The sequence below is a fragment of the Actinoplanes sandaracinus genome (genome assembly GCF_030009775.1).
Lineage (GTDB): Bacteria > Actinomycetota > Actinomycetes > Mycobacteriales > Micromonosporaceae > Actinoplanes > Actinoplanes sandaracinus.
Map to the genome: position 1 here is coordinate 64,495 of NZ_JASCTH010000004.1, position 16,207 is coordinate 80,701.

At 69.9% G+C, this 16,207-nt stretch carries 17 protein-coding genes; 7 read left to right on the plus strand and 10 right to left on the minus strand.

The annotated features are described in order from the left end of the window. The first annotated feature begins 93 nt into the window (after nt 1–93). Nucleotides 94–654, plus strand: a complete 561-nt coding sequence (locus tag QLQ12_RS07050; protein WP_282757976.1) for a Uma2 family endonuclease — start codon at nt 94–96, stop codon at nt 652–654. On the opposite strand, the gene QLQ12_RS07055 is transcribed toward QLQ12_RS07050, so the two are convergent. The 4 genes from QLQ12_RS07055 to mca form a co-directional block, all read right to left on the minus strand. Further along, nucleotides 619–2,646 (minus strand): thioredoxin domain-containing protein, encoded by a 2,028-nt coding sequence (locus tag QLQ12_RS07055; protein WP_282757977.1) that lies wholly within the window; start codon nt 2,644–2,646, stop codon nt 619–621. The genes QLQ12_RS07050 and QLQ12_RS07055 overlap by 36 nt on opposite strands. 279 nt (nt 2,647–2,925) lie before the next feature. Then, on the minus strand, nt 2,926–5,436 hold the full coding sequence (locus QLQ12_RS07060) for a putative bifunctional diguanylate cyclase/phosphodiesterase (RefSeq protein ID WP_282757979.1): 2,511 nt from the start codon (nt 5,434–5,436) through the stop codon (nt 2,926–2,928). 232 nt (nt 5,437–5,668) lie between these two features. Beyond that, nucleotides 5,669–5,959, minus strand: coding sequence for a hypothetical protein (locus QLQ12_RS07065; protein WP_282758487.1), 291 nt, complete (start codon nt 5,957–5,959; stop codon nt 5,669–5,671). Nucleotides 5,960–6,035: 76 nt separating this feature from the next. Then, nucleotides 6,036–6,917: a mycothiol conjugate amidase Mca gene (gene mca / locus QLQ12_RS07070; protein ID WP_282757981.1), complete on the minus strand. Its 882-nt coding sequence runs from the start codon at nt 6,915–6,917 to the stop codon at nt 6,036–6,038. A 116-nt stretch (nt 6,918–7,033) separates the two neighbouring features. Between mca and QLQ12_RS07075 the strand changes: the two genes are divergently transcribed. Together QLQ12_RS07075 and greA are read left to right on the plus strand one after the other, a co-directional pair. Next, nucleotides 7,034–7,450: a DUF4307 domain-containing protein gene (locus QLQ12_RS07075; RefSeq protein ID WP_282757982.1), complete on the plus strand. Its 417-nt coding sequence runs from the start codon at nt 7,034–7,036 to the stop codon at nt 7,448–7,450. A gap of 105 nt (nt 7,451–7,555) precedes the next feature. After that, nucleotides 7,556–8,104 carry a transcription elongation factor GreA gene (greA, locus tag QLQ12_RS07080; RefSeq protein WP_407651431.1) on the plus strand — a complete coding sequence of 183 codons (549 nt, stop codon included), beginning with the start codon at nt 7,556–7,558 and terminating at the stop codon, nt 8,102–8,104. 54 nt (nt 8,105–8,158) lie between these two features. Here greA and ilvA read toward each other — a convergent pair whose 3' ends face one another. Genes ilvA through QLQ12_RS07095 form a run of 3 tightly spaced genes read right to left on the minus strand, consistent with a single transcriptional unit; the run spans nt 8,159 to nt 11,974 of the window. Further along, nucleotides 8,159–9,415 carry a threonine ammonia-lyase gene (gene ilvA, locus QLQ12_RS07085; RefSeq protein WP_282757985.1) on the minus strand — a complete coding sequence of 419 codons (1,257 nt, stop codon included), beginning with the start codon at nt 9,413–9,415 and terminating at the stop codon, nt 8,159–8,161. 24 nt (nt 9,416–9,439) lie between these two features. Further along, nucleotides 9,440–10,798, minus strand: a complete 1,359-nt coding sequence (locus tag QLQ12_RS07090) for an amidase (protein ID WP_282757987.1) — start codon at nt 10,796–10,798, stop codon at nt 9,440–9,442. 24 nt (nt 10,799–10,822) lie between these two features. Next, on the minus strand, nt 10,823–11,974 hold the full coding sequence (locus QLQ12_RS07095; RefSeq protein ID WP_282757988.1) for a cystathionine gamma-synthase: 1,152 nt from the start codon (nt 11,972–11,974) through the stop codon (nt 10,823–10,825). Between the two features lie 24 nt (nt 11,975–11,998). Here QLQ12_RS07095 and QLQ12_RS07100 point away from each other — a divergent pair, with 24 nt between their 5' ends. Together QLQ12_RS07100 and msrA are read left to right on the plus strand one after the other, a co-directional pair. After that, a complete protein-coding gene (locus QLQ12_RS07100) occupies nt 11,999–12,445 on the plus strand; it encodes an HIT family protein (protein WP_282757989.1) in 447 nt (148 codons plus the stop codon). Nucleotides 12,446–12,447: 2 nt separating this feature from the next. Continuing rightward, on the plus strand, nt 12,448–13,110 hold the full coding sequence (gene msrA / locus QLQ12_RS07105; RefSeq protein WP_282757991.1) for a peptide-methionine (S)-S-oxide reductase MsrA: 663 nt from the start codon (nt 12,448–12,450) through the stop codon (nt 13,108–13,110). 492 nt (nt 13,111–13,602) lie between these two features. Here msrA and QLQ12_RS47350 read toward each other — a convergent pair whose 3' ends face one another. Further along, nucleotides 13,603–13,854, minus strand: a complete 252-nt coding sequence (locus QLQ12_RS47350; protein ID WP_456049082.1) for an Acb2/Tad1 domain-containing protein — start codon at nt 13,852–13,854, stop codon at nt 13,603–13,605. 165 nt (nt 13,855–14,019) lie between these two features. Here QLQ12_RS47350 and QLQ12_RS07110 point away from each other — a divergent pair, with 165 nt between their 5' ends. Continuing rightward, nucleotides 14,020–14,382, plus strand: a complete 363-nt coding sequence (locus tag QLQ12_RS07110) for a hypothetical protein (RefSeq protein WP_282757992.1) — start codon at nt 14,020–14,022, stop codon at nt 14,380–14,382. A gap of 6 nt (nt 14,383–14,388) precedes the next feature. On the opposite strand, the gene QLQ12_RS07115 is transcribed toward QLQ12_RS07110, so the two are convergent. Both QLQ12_RS07115 and QLQ12_RS07120 read right to left on the minus strand, forming a co-directional pair. Beyond that, a complete protein-coding gene (locus QLQ12_RS07115; RefSeq protein WP_282757993.1) occupies nt 14,389–14,583 on the minus strand; it encodes a hypothetical protein in 195 nt (64 codons plus the stop codon). Next, the gene (locus QLQ12_RS07120) at nt 14,580–15,431 is read right to left on the minus strand and encodes an ISAs1 family transposase (protein WP_328518265.1); all 852 of its coding nucleotides are present in this window, start codon (nt 15,429–15,431) and stop codon (nt 14,580–14,582) included. The genes QLQ12_RS07115 and QLQ12_RS07120 overlap by 4 nt, the downstream gene beginning before the upstream one ends. Here QLQ12_RS07120 and QLQ12_RS07125 point away from each other — a divergent pair. Beyond that, nucleotides 15,385–15,981, plus strand: coding sequence for a JmjC domain-containing protein (locus tag QLQ12_RS07125; protein WP_282757996.1), 597 nt, complete (start codon nt 15,385–15,387; stop codon nt 15,979–15,981). The genes QLQ12_RS07120 and QLQ12_RS07125 overlap by 47 nt on opposite strands. Nucleotides 15,982–16,207 lie beyond the last annotated feature (226 nt).

Consider the following 16,207-nt stretch of genomic DNA (forward strand, 5'->3'; position numbering starts at 1 on the left):
TCCGGGCGCTGCCGCCGGTTTCCCGGCCGCCCAGCCGGAATTCACCCCGTCACCGGACCGATGGCGCCGCCGTCCGCCGGTAATATCGGGCGCATGAGCGCAGAGGCGATCGGCAGGCTGATGCCTTCCACCATCACGCTCGACGATCTGGCCGCCATGAACGAGGCCGACACGCACGGACACCGATATGAGACAAGCACCCAGGGAGTGCTCTCTGTGGTTCCGCCCCCCAACGGGAAACACGCCAAGATCGCCACTCATCTGACATTGTGGCTCGGCAAGGCTGGATGGTCGGGTGATCAGATCATGCAGGCGGCCGGCCTCAAGATTCCAGGTCCGAACGGAGACGCCGGGCGGATTCCTGACCTCATCGTTTGGGCTCACGATCCAGGCGACAAGGTCTGGTATGACCTCGACGGCCTCCTGCTGATCATCGAGATCATCTCCCCCGGGTCCGAGGCAACGGATCGCATCACCAAAGTCGAGGAGTATGCGATCGCCGGCGTACCGCAGTACTGGACGGTCGCCCGGGACGCCGCGAACACCGTGACGCTCCACCGACTCAGCCCCGAGGGCGGCGACTACGAGGTGAGCGCCAAGGTGCCTCTCGCCTGGCTGTTACAGACCTCGGCCTCGGATCACCTCTCGGTCTAGGGCTGACGCGACCCTGGCCGCCAAATCCGCCTCCGTGGTGACCGGACGGTCGCAGACGAAGCCGCGGCAGACGTAGGCCGTCGGTGCGCCGTTGATCAGCGGGCGGTCGGCCAGGAGCGCGACGCCGGGGCGGTCCGGCTCGCCGGCCACGACCACCGAACCGCCGGGTGCGTGCCGGAAAGCGGCTTCCACCAGGGGATCCGCCGGGTCGGTGGTGGCCACCGCGACCTCGTAGGGGCCGGTGAGCGCCGCCTCGGCCACCATCGCGGCATAACCGGCGAAGCGTGGGTGCCCCTCGATCAGCGGGCCGAGCGTGGCCAGCGCCGCGTCGGCCGCCTCACGGTAGGACGTCTCACCGGTGAGCGCCGCATAGGAGACCAGGGCCGCGCAGATCGCCGAGACGCCTGACGGGGTGGCGTTGTCGGTCGGGTCGGCCGGGCGGGTGAGGAGCTTCTCCGCGTCGTCGGCGGTGTCGTAGAAGCCGCCCCCGCCGGCGCCGAACCGGGCCAGCGCCACATCGAGCAACCGCCGGGCCAGATCGAGCCAGTGCGGCTCGGCGGTGACCTGGTGGACGGCCAGGAACGCCTCGGCCACGCAGCCGTAATCGTCGAGCACACCGGCCGGCTCCCCAGCCACGCCGTCGCGGGAGACGCGGCGCAGACGGCCGTCGACCAGGTGCCGGTCGGCCAGCACCCCGGCGAGCGTGATCGCCGCCTCGCGGGACGCGTCAGCGCCGGTGAGAACGCCGTGTTCGGCGAGAGCGGTGATCGCCAGGCCGTTCCAGGAGGCGACCACCTTGTCGTCGCGGGCCGGCTGCGGGCGGGCGGCGCGGGCGGCCAGCAGGCGCTGCCGGACGTCGCGCCAGCGCTCGACCAGCGCCGGATCGGCCTCGTCGATGTCGCGCGCCAGCACCAGCACGCTCTGGCCGTGCTCGAAAGTGCCGGAGGGAGTGACCCGGAACAGGTCGGCGGCCCATTTCCCGTCCTCGGCGCCGAGCACCTCGTCCAGTTGGGCGGGCGTCCACGCGTAGGTCAGGCCCTCGACGCCGTCGGTGTCGGCGTCCAGCGCCGACGCCAGCCCGCCCGTGGGTGTGCCGAGGTCACGCAGCAGGAAGGCGGCGGTCTCGTCGGCGATCCGGCGGGCGAACACGTCACCGGTGAGCCGCCACAGCTGGGTGTAGGCCCGGAGCAGCAGCGCGTTGTCGTACAACATCTTCTCGAAGTGCGGCACGGTCCAGGTGGCGTCGACCGAGTAGCGCGCGAACCCGCCGGCGAGCTGGTCGTAGATGCCGCCGCGGCCCATCTGCTCGCAGGCGTGCCGGACGATCTCCAGCGCCTCCGCCGAGCCGGTGCGCTCGTGGTGCCGGAGCAGGAACAGCAGGTTCATGTGCGGCGGGAATTTCGGGGCGGAGCCGAAACCCCCGGACCTATCGTCGTGCTCCTTGGCGAGGCCGGAGGCCGCGGCCGCGAGCAGGTCCGCCGAGATCGGCGCCGTCGGACCGCCGGCGAGTTGCGCGCCGCCGACCGCCTGGACCACCGCCGCGCCCTGCTGGATCACCCCGTCGCGCTGATCGCGCCAGGCGTCCGTGACCGAGGTGAGCAGTCGGTCGAAGGTCTGCTTGGGAAAGTAGGTGCCGCAGAAGAACGGCTCGCCGTCGGGGGTGGCGAAGACGGTCATCGGCCAGCCGCCCTGGCCGGTCATCGCCTGGGTGGCGGTCATGTAGACGGCGTCGACGTCGGGCCGTTCCTCACGGTCCACCTTGATCGAGACGAAGCCCTCGTTGAGCCGGCGCGCGATCGCCTCGTCCTCGAAGGTCTCGTGAGCCATCACGTGACACCAGTGGCAGGCCGCGTAGCCCACCGAGATCAGCACCGGCACGTCCCGGCGGCGGGCCTCCGCGAACGCCTCGGCGGACCACTGCCACCAGTCGACCGGGTTGTCCCTGTGCTGCAACAGATAGGGCGACATCGCGCCGGCGAGGCGATTGGCCATCCTGTCACTCCTGACCTCTACACCTGTGTGTCACGGATCGTCACGTGCCAGACGAGTCTGGCACATTCGGTGGTGTGCCCCGGTTCGCGTCGTTCATGCGTCACCGCTGGCAGCCATAGGAGCCCTGGTCGGCCCACGCGGACATCGTCATCGGGAGCAGGGTCGCCGACATCCGGATCACGTCGATCGGCCGAGCCGGGACCGGCAGCACCCCGGTGAGCGGCCGTAGCCGGACCTGCGAAGTGAGGCGGAGCCAGGCGAGGCGCCCCGCACCGGGGCTCAGGCCGAGTCGTCGGCTCTCAACTGCGTGACGTTCGTGGGAGCGGAGCGGGCCAGCTGGGACAGGGCCTGCACGATCTTGTCGGCCGGCATCGGCTTGCAGAAGTGGTAGCCCTGCGCGGTCGGACAGCCCACCGCGATCAGCGCGGCCCGCTGCTCGATCGTCTCGATGCCCTCGGCGACGACCCGGACGCCCAGCCGGGACCCGAGTTCCACCGCGCCCCGGACGACCGCGCCGGCCGCCGCCGAGTCGATCATCTCGTCCACGAACGACCGGTCGATCTTGATCTCGTCGATCGGCATCCGGGTGACCGAGGCCAGCGACGAGAAGCCGGTGCCGAAGTCGTCGAGCGACACCTGCACACCCGACGAACGCAGCCGGGCCAGCACCTCGTCGACGATCTCCTGCTCGCTCACCGCCACCGACTCGGTGATCTCCAGGACCAGCCGGGACGCCGGGGTCCGGTGCCGCCGGAGCACCTCGGTGACCTGGGCCGGGAAGGTCGGGTCGGTGAGGCTGCGGGCCGACACGTTCACCGAGACGGGCACGTCGATGCCGCTCGCCGTCCAGTCCGCCGCCGCGGCCAGGGCCAGGTCGAGCACCCGCCGGGTGAACGGAATGAGCAGCTCACTGCGCTCCACCGCGGGCAGGAACTCGGCCGGGGAGAGATAGCCACGGCGCGGGTGGTGCCAGCGGACCAGCGCCTCCACCCCGGTCGGCTCGGAGGTGACCAGGTCCACCGCGGGCTGGAGATGCAGGATGATCTGGTCGTCGGCGACGAAGGCGTCCTGCAGGTCGGCGAGCAGGGCCAACTGGTCGGTGCTGCTGGCGTCCTGCCCGCTGTCGTACGTGCCGACGGTGACACCCAGTTCCTTGGCCCGATCGACCGCCAGTGAGGCCCGGCGCAGCAGCTCGGCCACTTCGCACTCGTCGGCGCGGGCCACCGCCACCCCGACGGTCACCTCGACGGAGAGCCGGACCCCGGCCACCGTCAGCGGCAGGCGTAACTGCTCGACCAGCTCACGGGCCCGGCGCAGAGCGGTCGGCAGAGGGCTGGGCTCGCCGTGCGACCACATCGCCGAATCGGCCAGCGTCGTCACCGGGATGAGCAGCGCGAACTCGTCGTCCCCGGTGCGCGCCACCAGTTCCGCGGTCCGGGTCAGGCCGGTGAGCCGCCCGCCGGTCAGCCGGAGCACCTCGTCGCCGCCGCCGTGCCCGAGCGTGCTGTTCACCTGGCGGAAGTCCACGACGTCGAGCAGAAGCATGGCCACCTGCTGGTCGCGGTCGAGCGAGCGCAGACGCGGGTCGCCCTGGGCGGCCAGTGCCGCGCGGTTGAGGAGCCCGGTGAGCGGGTCGTGCAGGCGCTCGTGCGTGACCCGGGCGTCCAGTTCGACGATCCGCTGATGGGCCGCCGCGTCGTGCAAGGCTCCGGCCAGCGCCTCCCCGTAGGCCGCGATCGCCGCCTCGTCGCGGGGCCGGGGCAGTCCCGGCTCGCCGAGCCAGACGGTGAGTTCCCCGACCGGACGGCCGGACACGACCATGCTGCGGGTGACGGCCGGACCGGACCGGGTGCCGGCGACGCCTTCCAGGCCGGGACCGTCCTGGGCGTACCGGCGCTGGCCGTGCCCGGTGTGGACCTCGAGTTCCGCCCGCCGGGCGCCGAAGACGTCGAGCGCGCCGCGCAGGCCGGCCCGGGCCACTTCGGCCTCGCTGGTGCCGGGCAGCCGGGCGGTGGCGGCCGCGAAGGCCTCCCACATCCGGCGCTCCTCGGCGGCGCGCAGGTGGAAGCGGTATGTGCGGTGCAGCAGCCACAGGACGGGGCCGAAGGCGAGCAACCAGAGCGGTTCGCGGATGAGCGCGTAGACCGCGCAGATGCCGACGATGACGTTGCCGACCGACATCGGGAGCTTCGCGTAGAGCACCCGGGTCGCGATCTGGCCCGGCTGGGCGTCGCGGTGCAACATCAGGGTGAGCACGACCAGGCCGAACGTGATCAGCAGATAGGTGCCGGCGCCGGCGACCAGGGCCAGCGGCAGCCGGGCGCTGTGCACCGGTACGTCTCCGGCCAGCAGCGCGGTGACCAGGGCGGCTCCGGCGACGCCGAGCGTCATCGAGGCGACCAGGTGGACTATCTCGGCGGCGTTGCGCAGGCCGGTGAACCAGGCGAGCAGCAGCCAGGCGGCGCCGGTGCCGGCCAGGGTCGCGGCCGGGAGCCAGCCGGCCGGGGCCACCACGAAGCCGACCACCACGGCGGCCTCGGCCCAGCTGACCGAGACCGCGTCCGGGCCGAGCCGGAACCGCAGGCCCGCCAACTGGGCGATGGCGGCCAGCACCGCGGCCACGCAGACACCGTGGACCGGGGACAGCGGACGGCCGGCGGCGAGCGGTACGGGCTGGAGAGCGCCGAGGACCACGGCCGCCGCGGCGGCGATCACGACGACGGTGGTGAGGAGCCGCACCGGGCGGGGCCGGCTCACGGCACTCGCCAGTGAGCCTTGGAGGGTTCTCACGGCGACACCGGACAGTGCACGACCGGATGCACGTGCAGATCGGTTACCGAGAGTCGGCGCCGGACAGTGGTCATGTCGGCGCCCCCTTCCGCGCAGGGTCCAGGGGCCGTGGCGGCCCCCGGCGGAAGGCTAAATCAATCCTGTTAAACGCAACAGGGCTTGACGGGGCCCGGACGGGCACACTCGGCGGGGCACGGGCGGAACCACACGACGTGGCGGAACGGCCTGATGATCAGGCACGCTCCGCGCCACCGCGTGGTCCGGCCCCACTCTGCTCGTCGCCCACGGCCGCCACCTCGGGTTCCTCGGTCGCGGCAGCGGGAACAGATCGATCAGCTTCGACGTCGGCGGCCACTGAGGCATCGGATCGCTCGGCACCGGAGGCGTCCCGGGCCAGCCCAACCACACGATCGCGCTCGTTCGCAACCGGAAAACTGTCGGGAAGCCGACGAATTCGCTTGTTCATGTTGCGGATCAACAGGACCGTCGCCACACACATGAGGACGATGAGGAACAACCCCATCGGGCCGGCCAGGCCGCCCGATCGGGTGTCGCCGAAGTTGTTGACCGCGATGAAGTCCACGAACCCAGGGTACTGCTCAGTACGTGCCGACCTTCTCCCGGATGCCCGCGAACAGGTCGGACTCGGGAACCGGGCTGTCGACGAGCGACCGGGCCAGCTCGAAGTCCTCGGTGGGCCACACCTTCTGCTGAAGCTCCAGCGGGATGTGGAACCAGAACCCGTCCGGGTCGACCTGGGTGGCGTGCGCCCGAAGCGCGTCGTCGCGGATCCCGAAGTAGTCGCCGCACTCGATCCGCGTGGTGATCTTGTCGCTCCGGTCGTCGCGGTCCGACCACTTCTCCAACCACTCCGCGTACGGCGACTCCAGCCCGGCCGTCAGCATCCCCTCGTGCAGGGCGAGCATCCGCGCCCGGGTCCAGCCGGAGTTGTAGTACAGCTTCGACGGCTGCCACGGCTCGCCGAGCTCGGGGTGACGCTCCGGGTCGCCGGCCGCCTCGAACGCCGCCACCGACACCTTGTGGCACATGATGTGGTCGGGGTGGGGATATCCGCCGTTCTCGTCATAGGTGGTCATGACGTGCGGCCGGAACTCGCGGATCAGCTTGATCAGCGGCTTGGCCGCCTCCTGGGGGTCCTGAAGGCCGAAGCAGCCCTCCGGCAGCGGCGGCAGCGGGTCGCCCTCGGGCAGACCGGAGTCGACGAAACCGAGCCAGGCCTGGTCGACACCGAGGATCTCGCGCGCCCGGTCCATCTCGGCGCGGCGGATGTTGGTGATGTCGGCGAGCACTTCCGGCCGGTCCATCTTGGGGTTCAGGACGCTGCCCCGCTCCCCGCCCGTACAGGTCGCGACCAGCACTTTCACACCCTCGGCGATGTATTTCGCCATGGTGGCGGCACCCTTGCTCGACTCGTCGTCGGGATGCGCATGCACGGTCATGAGACGCAATTGCTCGGCCACGGTTGTTGAGATCCTCTCGACCAGGCCTGCCTCTGGCGGGCCGGGATCGGCTGCGAAGATGGAACCCTGCCATTCTGGCCGATCCCCCCGACAACAAACGCACGAGAGGTCGACAGGTGAGCGAGACGCACGCCACAACTCCGGTCTTCCCGCCCGGCCGGTACGGCCGGCGCCGCGAGGGCGGACAGCGGCGCTGGCTGCCGATTCTCACCGCGGCGGTCTTCGGGCTCGGCCTGGCCGGGCTCACCTTCGCCTACTACGAGAAGTTCGGGCAGACCGACTACAAGGCCGACATCATCGGCTGGCAGCCCGCCAGCACCGAGATGGTGATCGAGTTCCGGGTGCGGGTCCCCGAGGGCGGCGCGGCGACCTGCATGCTGCGGGCCCGCGACTACGACGGCTTCGAGGTGGGCCGCCGGGCGGTGACGGTGCCGGCCCCCGAGGGCGGCGGCTCGGTCGAGGTGCGCGAGTCGGTGCCGACCAAGTCGCGGGGCTCGGTGGGCGACGTGATGGGCTGCCGCGCGACCGGCTGACACCGGCCGTCACAAGATCTGACAGAGTTTCGGCTTCTGAGCCGGATGCCTACCGCTGGTAAGCTTGGTGATTCGCTGCGTTCAGCATGTCCCCCGCGCGGTGGCATGTTCCCGCCCCACGTGCAGTGTCATTGCCCAGTTCCAGCAAGGAGATCGACCGTGTCCAGTTCCGAGGCGCCGAAGACCTGGCTCTCCCAGGACGCTTACGACCGGCTGCAGGCCGAGCTCGACGAGTTGATCGCCAACCGGCCGGCGATATCCGCGGAGATCAACGCCCGGCGCGAGGAAGGCGACCTTCGCGAGAACGGCGGCTACCACGCCGCCCGCGAGGAGCAGAGCCGTGAGGAAGGCCGGATCCTCTACCTGAAGGAGTTCCTGCGGAACTCGGAGATCGGCGAAGTGCAGGCCACCGACTCGGTCGCCCCGGGCTCGGTCGTGACGATCTACTTCGACGACGACCAGTCCGACACCGAGACGTTCCTGCTCGGCTCGCGGGAGATCTCCTCCACCACCAAGCTGAAGGTCTACAGCCCCGAGTCGGCGCTGGGCAAGGCCATCCTCGGCTCGCGGAACGGCCAGACGGTCACCTACACGGCTCCCAGCGGCGCCGACATCAAGGTCACCGTGGTCGAGTTCGGCCCCTTCGAGGGCTGACAGCGGTGTGGCCCGGGCCCGTGGCGAAAGATGCCGCGGGCCCGTTCGCGTCGGTCAGGGAGTCGTGTCGGCCAGCAACGCCACCCGGTAACCGGCATCGCGCAGGGCGCTGATCAGCGCCGACGAGTGGGCCGGGCCACGCGTCTCCACCGAGAGCGCCACCTCCACCTCGCCGAAACTCAGCCGCGGGCTCTGCCGCGAGTGGTTCACATCGACGACGTTCGCCCGCTGCTCGGCGATCTCCCGCAGCAGCCGGGCCAGTTGCCCCGGCCGGTCCGCGCAGCGCACCGCCAGCCGCAGGAACCGCCCGGCCGAGGCCAGGCCGTGCTCGATCACCCGCAGCAGCAGCATCGGGTCGATGTTGCCGCCCGACAGGATCGCCACCACCGGGCCGCCGTGCGGCACGTAAGCGCCGGTCAGCAGTGCCGCGGCGGCCGCCGCCCCGGCCGGCTCGACCACCGTCTTGTGCCGTTCGAGCAGCACCAGCAGGGCCGCCGAGAGGTCTTCGTCGTTCACCGTGACGACCTCGTCGACCAGCTTCGCGACATGCGCGAAGGTGAGATCCCCGGGACGCATGACGGCGATGCCGTCCGCGATGGTCGCGCACGACTCCAGCTTGCGGGGCGCTCCGGCGGCGAGCGAGAGGGGGTACGCCGCCGCGCCGCTGGCCTGCACGCCGACGATCCGGATGTCCGGCCGCAGCGCCTTGGCCGCCACCGCCAGACCGGAGATCAGCCCGCCGCCGCCGACAGCGGTCACGATCGTCGCCGCCTCCGGGCACTGCTCCAGGATCTCCAGCGCGACCGTGCCCTGCCCGGCGATCACGTCCGGGTGGTCGAACGGGTGGATCAGCACCGCCCCGGTCGACCGGGCGAAGTCGGCGGCCACCTCCAGCGCGTCGTCCACGCTCGTACCGGCGTACTCGACCGACGCGCCGTACCCCTTGGTGGCGGTGACCTTGGGCAGCGGCGCGCCCTCCGGCATGAAGACGGTGGCCCGGGTGCCGAGCAGGCCGGCGGCGAGCGCGACGCCCTGGGCGTGGTTGCCGGCGCTCGCGGCGACCACGCCGCGGGCGCGCTCCGCGGGCGACAGGCGCGAGATGCGGGTGTACGCCCCACGCACCTTGTACGACCCGGCCCGCTGCTGGTTCTCGCACTTGAGCCAGACCGGCACCCCGGTGATCTCGCCGAACGGCCGGGACGGGATCAGCGGGGTCTTCTTGACCACCCCGTCCAGCAGGTCGCGGGCGGCCTCGACGTCGGCGAGGGTGAGCAGGTCGAGAGGCGTGCCGGGCGATTCAGGGGCCGTCATGGGCACCAATCGTGCCACCTCGTCCTACACCAGCGCGTGCCGCTGCCAGGGGTTGGCGACCTCGAACTGGCCGGCCACCGACAGCATCAGCAACTCCGAGCCGGGCGGTCCGACCAGCTGCACCGCGAGCGGCAGGCCGTCCGGCCGGAAGCCGACCGGGATCACGATCGCCGGCAGCCCGGCATAGTTCCACGGCGCCGCGTAGGGCGCGTAGGAGGCGTTGGCCCACATGTTCTTGCGCCAGGGCGACGCCGAGTACCGCTCGGCCGGCGGCGGCGCGGTGGCCAGCGCCGGAGTGAGCAGCAGATCGATCGACCGGTCGGCGAAGAACTGGATGGACCGCTCCCGCCAGGCGGCACGCTGCTTCTCCCGGACCAGCCCGGCCCGCATCGCGGCCTTGCCCAGGGCGATGTGGCGGCGGGTACGCGGTTGCAGCAGCTCCAGCGGAAGGCCCTCGGAGTTCACGTACGCCCCGGCGAACCAGGTCGCCAGCACCCCCAGAGCCACCCCGGTGGGATAGACCGGGTCCGCGGTGATCGTGTCGTGCCCGGCCCCGACCAGAAGCTTCGAGGCCGTGACGACGGCCGAGACGTTCGGCTCGTCCGGTTTGACGCCGGCGGCCGGGGACCGCAGCGAGACGCCGATCCGCAGTTTCGCCGGTTCCACCAGCTTGGCCGGCGGTTGCCCGGCCAGCACGGAGAAGCCCAGCGCCGCGTCGGCCACCGTGGTGGTCAGCACACCGTTCTCGGTCAGGCCGAACCAGTCCTTGTCGCCGAAGCCGACCGGAACGACGCCGCGGCCCGGCTTGAGCCCGACCAGGCCGCAGCAAGCGGCCGGAATCCGGATCGAGCCGAGCCCGTCGTTGCCCTGCGCGATCGGCACCAGGCCGGCCGCCACCGCCGCCGCCGAGCCGCCGGACGAGCCGCCCGGGGTCCGCTCCAGGTCCCACGGGTTACGGGTAGGACCGTTCTCGTCATCGGTGACCGCCCAAAGACCCATTTCTGGCATCTTGGTCACACCGACCACCACCGCGCCCGCGCCCCGCAACCGGCGGACCACCTCGTGGTCCTCGTCGGCGACCTCGGCGGTCCGGGCCGCGGCCGAACCGTGCCAGGTGGGCAGGCCCGCGACCGCGGTGTTCTCCTTCACCGCCACCGGCACCCCGGCGAGCGGCAGGTTCGCCAGATCCTCCTGGTCGTCGACCTTCTCCGCCTCGGTGATCGCCTCCAGCTCACGGACCACCCGAAACGCGCCGAGCGCCGGATCGGAGATGCCGATCTGCTCCAGGTGGTCGGCCACGACCTGGGTGGCGGTCGCGTCGCCGCGGCGAACCGCCCGGGCGATCTGTTTGGCGGTGGCGCCCACCCAGGTCGTCGATTCCATCGCGCAGTATCTCCAGCGTCGGTCTTATCCGAGTGCCTGCTCGAGGTCGGCGAGCAGATCGTCAACGGTTTCGATGCCGACAGACAGTCGCACGAGATCGGCGGGAACTTCAAGCGCTGAGCCCGCAGCTGACAGATGTGTCATCTGACCCGGGTGCTCGATCAGCGACTCCACACCGCCGAGAGACTCGGCGAGCACGAACAGCTTCGCCCGGTTGCAGATGGCGATGGCCTGCTCAGGGCCCCCGGACGCACGGAACGAGACCATGCCGCCGAACCGGCTCATCTGCTTCGCCGCGACCTCGTGGCCCGGGTGCGTCTCCAGACCCGGGTAGAGGACGCTCGCCACGGCCGGGTGATCGAGCAGATACCCGACGATCCGCTCGGCGTTGTCACAGTGCCGGTCCATCCGTACGCCGAGGGTCTTGATCCCGCGGAGGGTGAGCCAGGCGTCGAAGGGACCGTTGACCCCACCCATCGCGTTCTGGTGGAAGGCCAGCTCCTCGCCGAGCCCTTCGTCCGCGGTGACCAGCGCGCCGCCGACCACGTCGGAGTGGCCGCCCAGGTACTTCGTGGTGGAGTGGATCACCACGTCGGCGCCGAGAGCGATCGGCTGCTGCAGGTACGGCGACGCGAACGTGTTGTCCACGGCGAGCATCGCGTCGTACTCGTGGGCGAGGCCGGCCAGCTGGGCGACGTCGTTGACGTTGAGCAGCGGGTTGGTCGGCGTCTCGGACCAGATCAGCCGGGTGTGCCCGGGGCGGAAGGCGGCCCGCACCGAGTCGATGTCGTCCAGCGGGGCGGCGGTCCAGTCCAGGCCCCAGCGCTCGGCGACCTTGCTGAAGAGGCGGAAGGTGCCGCCGTACGCGTCGTTCGGGATGACCACGTGGTCACCGGGCCGGCACACCGTACGCAGAAGGGTGTCCTCGGCCGCGAGGCCGCTGGCGAAGGCCAGCCCCCGCCGCCCGCCCTCGATCGCCGCGAGGCACTCCTGCAGGGAATCCCTGGTCGGATTGCCGGAGCGGCTGTACTCGTAGCCCAGGCGAGGGGCGCCGACGGCGTCCTGGGCATAGGTGCTCGTCTGATAGATGGGCGGCACCACCGCACCGGTCCGCGGATCCGGCTCCTGGCCGGCGTGGATGGCGAGGGTGTCGAACCCGTAGCTGTTAGCCGTCATGTTGCGCAAGGCTAGTCTCACCTGATGGCGGACTGCGTGTTCTGCGGCATCGTGGCGGGATCGATCCCGGCTTTCATGGTCGCCTCGTCCCCCGCCGGCCTCGCGTTCCTCGACATCCGCCCGGTCTTCAAAGGGCACGTCCTGGTGATCCCGCGCCCGCACATCGTCACGCTTCCCGACATGCCGCCGGCGGACCTCGGAGAGTATTTCCGGTTCGTCCAGCTGATCACCGCCGCCGTGCCCGCCGCGACGCAAGCGCGGGGCACCTTCGTGGCGATGAACAACATCGTTTCCCAATCGGTGCCCCACCTGCACACCCACGTCGTCCCCCGCACCAAGGGCGACGGCCTCCGCGGGTTCTTCTGGCCGCGCGGGAAATACGAGAGCGACGACGAGGCGACCGGGATCGCCGCCGCGGTGGGTAAGGAATACCTGCGTCTCAGCGTTGCAGAGACCGGACGAAGGGAGTGACCGTGTTCCTGCGGCACAAGAAGCTTGACCTGCCCACCGCCGAGACCGCCCTGCCGGGTCGCGACGCCGAGATGCCGGTCGCCGGCACCCACACCGTGCTGGGCACCCCGCTGAAGGGCCCGTGGCCCGCCGGGCTCGAGGTCGCCGTCTTCGGGATGGGCTGTTTCTGGGGCGCGGAGCGGATCTTCTGGCAACTGCCGGGCGTGTACTCGACGTCGGTCGGCTACGCCGGCGGTTTCACCGCCAACCCGACCTACGAGGAGACCTGCTCCGGGACGACCGGGCACGCCGAGGTGCTCCAGGTCGTGTACGACCCCGCGAAGATCAGCTACGAGGACCTGCTGAAGTCGTTCTGGGAGAACCACGACCCCACCCAGGGCATGCGCCAGGGCAACGACGTCGGCACGCAGTACCGTTCCGCGATCTACACGACGACGGACGCCCAGGCGGCGACGGCAGTGGCCTCGCGGGACGCCTTCCAGCCGGTGGTCACGGCCGCCGGCCACGGCACGATCACGACCGAGATCAGGCCGCTGACCACGTACTACTACGCGGAGGACTACCACCAGCAATACCTGTCCGACGCGAAGAACCCCAGCGGATATTGTGGTATTGGCCACAACGGGATGACATGCCCCGTCGGGGTGGCCCGGACCGCCGAGTAGGCATACCCCCGCGAGTCCGAACCCACCCGAGAGACGGACTCCAGCAGCTCTAATCGGCGCTTGACCAGACAGATACAACGAAGGCCCCGCCCGGGAATGTTCAGCGGCGGGGCCTTCTCCTATTGGATGTTTGTACGTCACATCAGGCCAACTCGGGGCCGCGCACTTCGTCGTCACGAGGGACCGTTTCGCCGTGCGTCGGCGTTGCGGCGGCGGCGCTGCTCGTCGGGCTTCGGGGCGTGCATGGTGCCGCGGGCCATCGATCCTCCTTTCGAGTGATGGGTTTGGAGCGGCTGAGTAGCGTGTTTATAAAGACAGCCACGAACAGGGGGACGCCTGCGTATGAGTGAAAGAAGGATTCGTTGTCCCTGTTGGTGGAAGCTGTTGGATGGCTAGGGGCTGCCTTGCTGGGCGGCGTGGTGGGAAACCTGGCCTACGACCTTTGCAAGTCAGGTAGCCACAACGTGACGACTCGGCTCCGTAAGCGGCGGCTCAATGCTGCCGAGCGACGGCAGCGTTCGCCCAGAACTTGACCTCTTCGACCTTGGTTAGCGCCACGGCCTTCTCTCGTCCTTCCGGGAGGAGGCCGTTCGGCATTTCAGCCCTCTCGCGGCAGGACGCACGCACCGCCTCGTGTTCGGCAATGCGCTCGGGTGGAGGCGGCAGGCGGTATTGGAAGCGGTAGCCAGGCCAGGTGTTAGCAAAGGGGGTCCAGTCGGGAGTTACGTATAGTGACGTGGCCAGCCGGGCCGGCGACCTCTATGCCCGTACGCGGCCCGCGCTGCTATGCCGCTTCGGTGCCGGGGCGGACCGGGAGGGGGCCACCCCCCAGGGCGCCTCACGGAGAGTTACAGGCACTCTTCCGCGTTCGCGACTCGTCGAAGTGAACTGCTAGCTAGCCTCGTAGCAGTGCTTAAGAAGATCTGGGCGGGAGCCTGCCTGCTGCTGGGGAGCCTGCTACTACTCGCGGCAGGACTTGTCCTGGTTGCGTTGATGATCGAGGCTTCGAGCGAAGAGCACTTGAACTATTGGGTCTTCCTGTTCGGTGCCTTGCTGATGCTGCTGCTAAGCGGTGCGGCCAATGGCTTCTTGGCTCTATCTCTTCGAGCACAGAGACCGAAACCTGTACCTCCTACGGCTACACCGGAAGCGCTCCTTGAGCGGCAACTAGCTGGTGAGAAGACGCAGAAGATCTATTTCTGGGTGAGCCAAGCCTGGGCGGTTGTGGTGGCGATCTTGAGCTTTTGGGCCGGACGGTTCTGGGGCTGCTAGCCAGGGTCATTGCGTTCTCGGGTAGCTGCTGGTCACGGCGGTGATCAGGTCGTGTGAGCGGCGGTTGGCTTGGCGGGTGGCTCGGGCGATGTTGGTCGCGCCGTTGGTGCGGTGCCAGCCGATCGCGGTGTTACGCAGGGTCGCGAGGACGGCGGGTCCGTTGCCGGTCCGGGCTTGGTGCAGGTCTTCACGGAATGTCACGTCGCGGACATGGTGGAGCTTGTTCTCGATGTGCCAGTGGCGGCGGATCCAGGTCTGCAGATCGCGGGCAGGGCCTGGCCGGCGGGTAGTGACACGGTCAGGTAGGCCGTCTCGCGGCTGGTCTTGCCAGCGGCAATGCGGGTTCGGGTGATCCGGGCGGCCTGCTTGGCGTGCGGGAATCCGATACCGCCGGGCGTTTGCACGGTGACGGCTTTGACGGTGCGGGTCTCGCGGCGGCCGTGACCGTGGTCGCGGGTCCGGTCCCCGACGGGAATCTGCGCCCAGGGTAGCCGTTTGAGCTGCTTGAACAGGGTTGGCTGGTTGCCTTTCACCTGTACCAAAAGGTGCGCTCGGCGGGCAGTGACCTCGTCGGCGTGCCCGGTCTGGGTATGCAGGGCGTCGGCGATGAACAGCACTCCGGCGAGGGTGCCGAGCACCTTCTCGACGGCATCGAGCAGCGGCGCGAACGACGTGATCTCATTCGACTTCGTGTCCACGGTGACCTGGGCGATCACGATCCCGGTGGCGGTGTCCAGGGCCGACAGCAGATGAACCTGACGGCTGCTTCCCAGGCGGGCGCCGCGCAGGGTCTTGCCGTCGACAGCGATCACCCGTCGATACCGGTGCGGCATCGGCGGGCCCGACTGGTGGGCGCGGGTGTGCAGCCAGCCAGCAAGAACGGTGGCCAGCAGCGCCGGATCGAGACGGATCAACAGCCGCCACATCGTCGTGCCGGCCGGCACGACGTCACCGAAACCGAGCCGGGTGCGGGCGTGTTCGTCGAGGTCCTGAAGCCAATCGGTGATCGCCGCGAACGACGATGCACCGCCCATGACCGGCGATCGCATGAAGTCGATGCGTCCCGACTTCGAGTTCGACCTCGGGCCCGGTCAGATCCTGGTGCTCCCGCGTGGCTGGATGCACAACCCGCACGCTCGTAGCCAGACGCAGGAAAGCGTTCACGTCACCTTCGTAGCCCGCGAACGCACCGGCTACTGGATCGCCATGAAGCTGGCCCAGGCCGCGCTCACCTCGACCGCCCTGCGGCGAGTGATCCCGCCCGCCAGCGTCGTCGACCCCGCCGCCTTCGCCGAACAGGTCGTCAAAACGCGCGACCTGTTGACGGACTGGCTCGCTGGCGCTGATGCCAGCGCTCTGACCGTCGAGCTACGCCGGACGGCGCGCGCCGAACCGAACGTCGACTACGTCTCCCACGCGCCGAGCCAGATCGGCCAGCACCAAGCGACCGTGGCCGGGTTGCTGTGCGCTACCGCGTACCGGCGTGCGGCTTCGGCGAGGATGTCTCCGACCTCGGTGTCTTGCGGGTCCTCCGGGTCGAAGGTGTCAGGCGAACGAGCCGGTTCACATCATGATCAGGGACACGCTGGTCTCCGTTGACGGCGTCATCGCGACCGGCGACGGCATGAGGGCTGGACAGCGACGACCTTGGAATCGTCCTCCGGCGTCTCGTCGACCTCGGATCGGGACCCAGCCTCCCACCCGCTGCCTCCCACCCACCGGGCTTTCCGGGCGGCGCCACCCGATCACCGCGTTTAACGCTCCTCAGGAGCGTCGTCCACCGGAGCCTGGTTGATTCACGCTGTCGATCGAATAAAGTCGACAT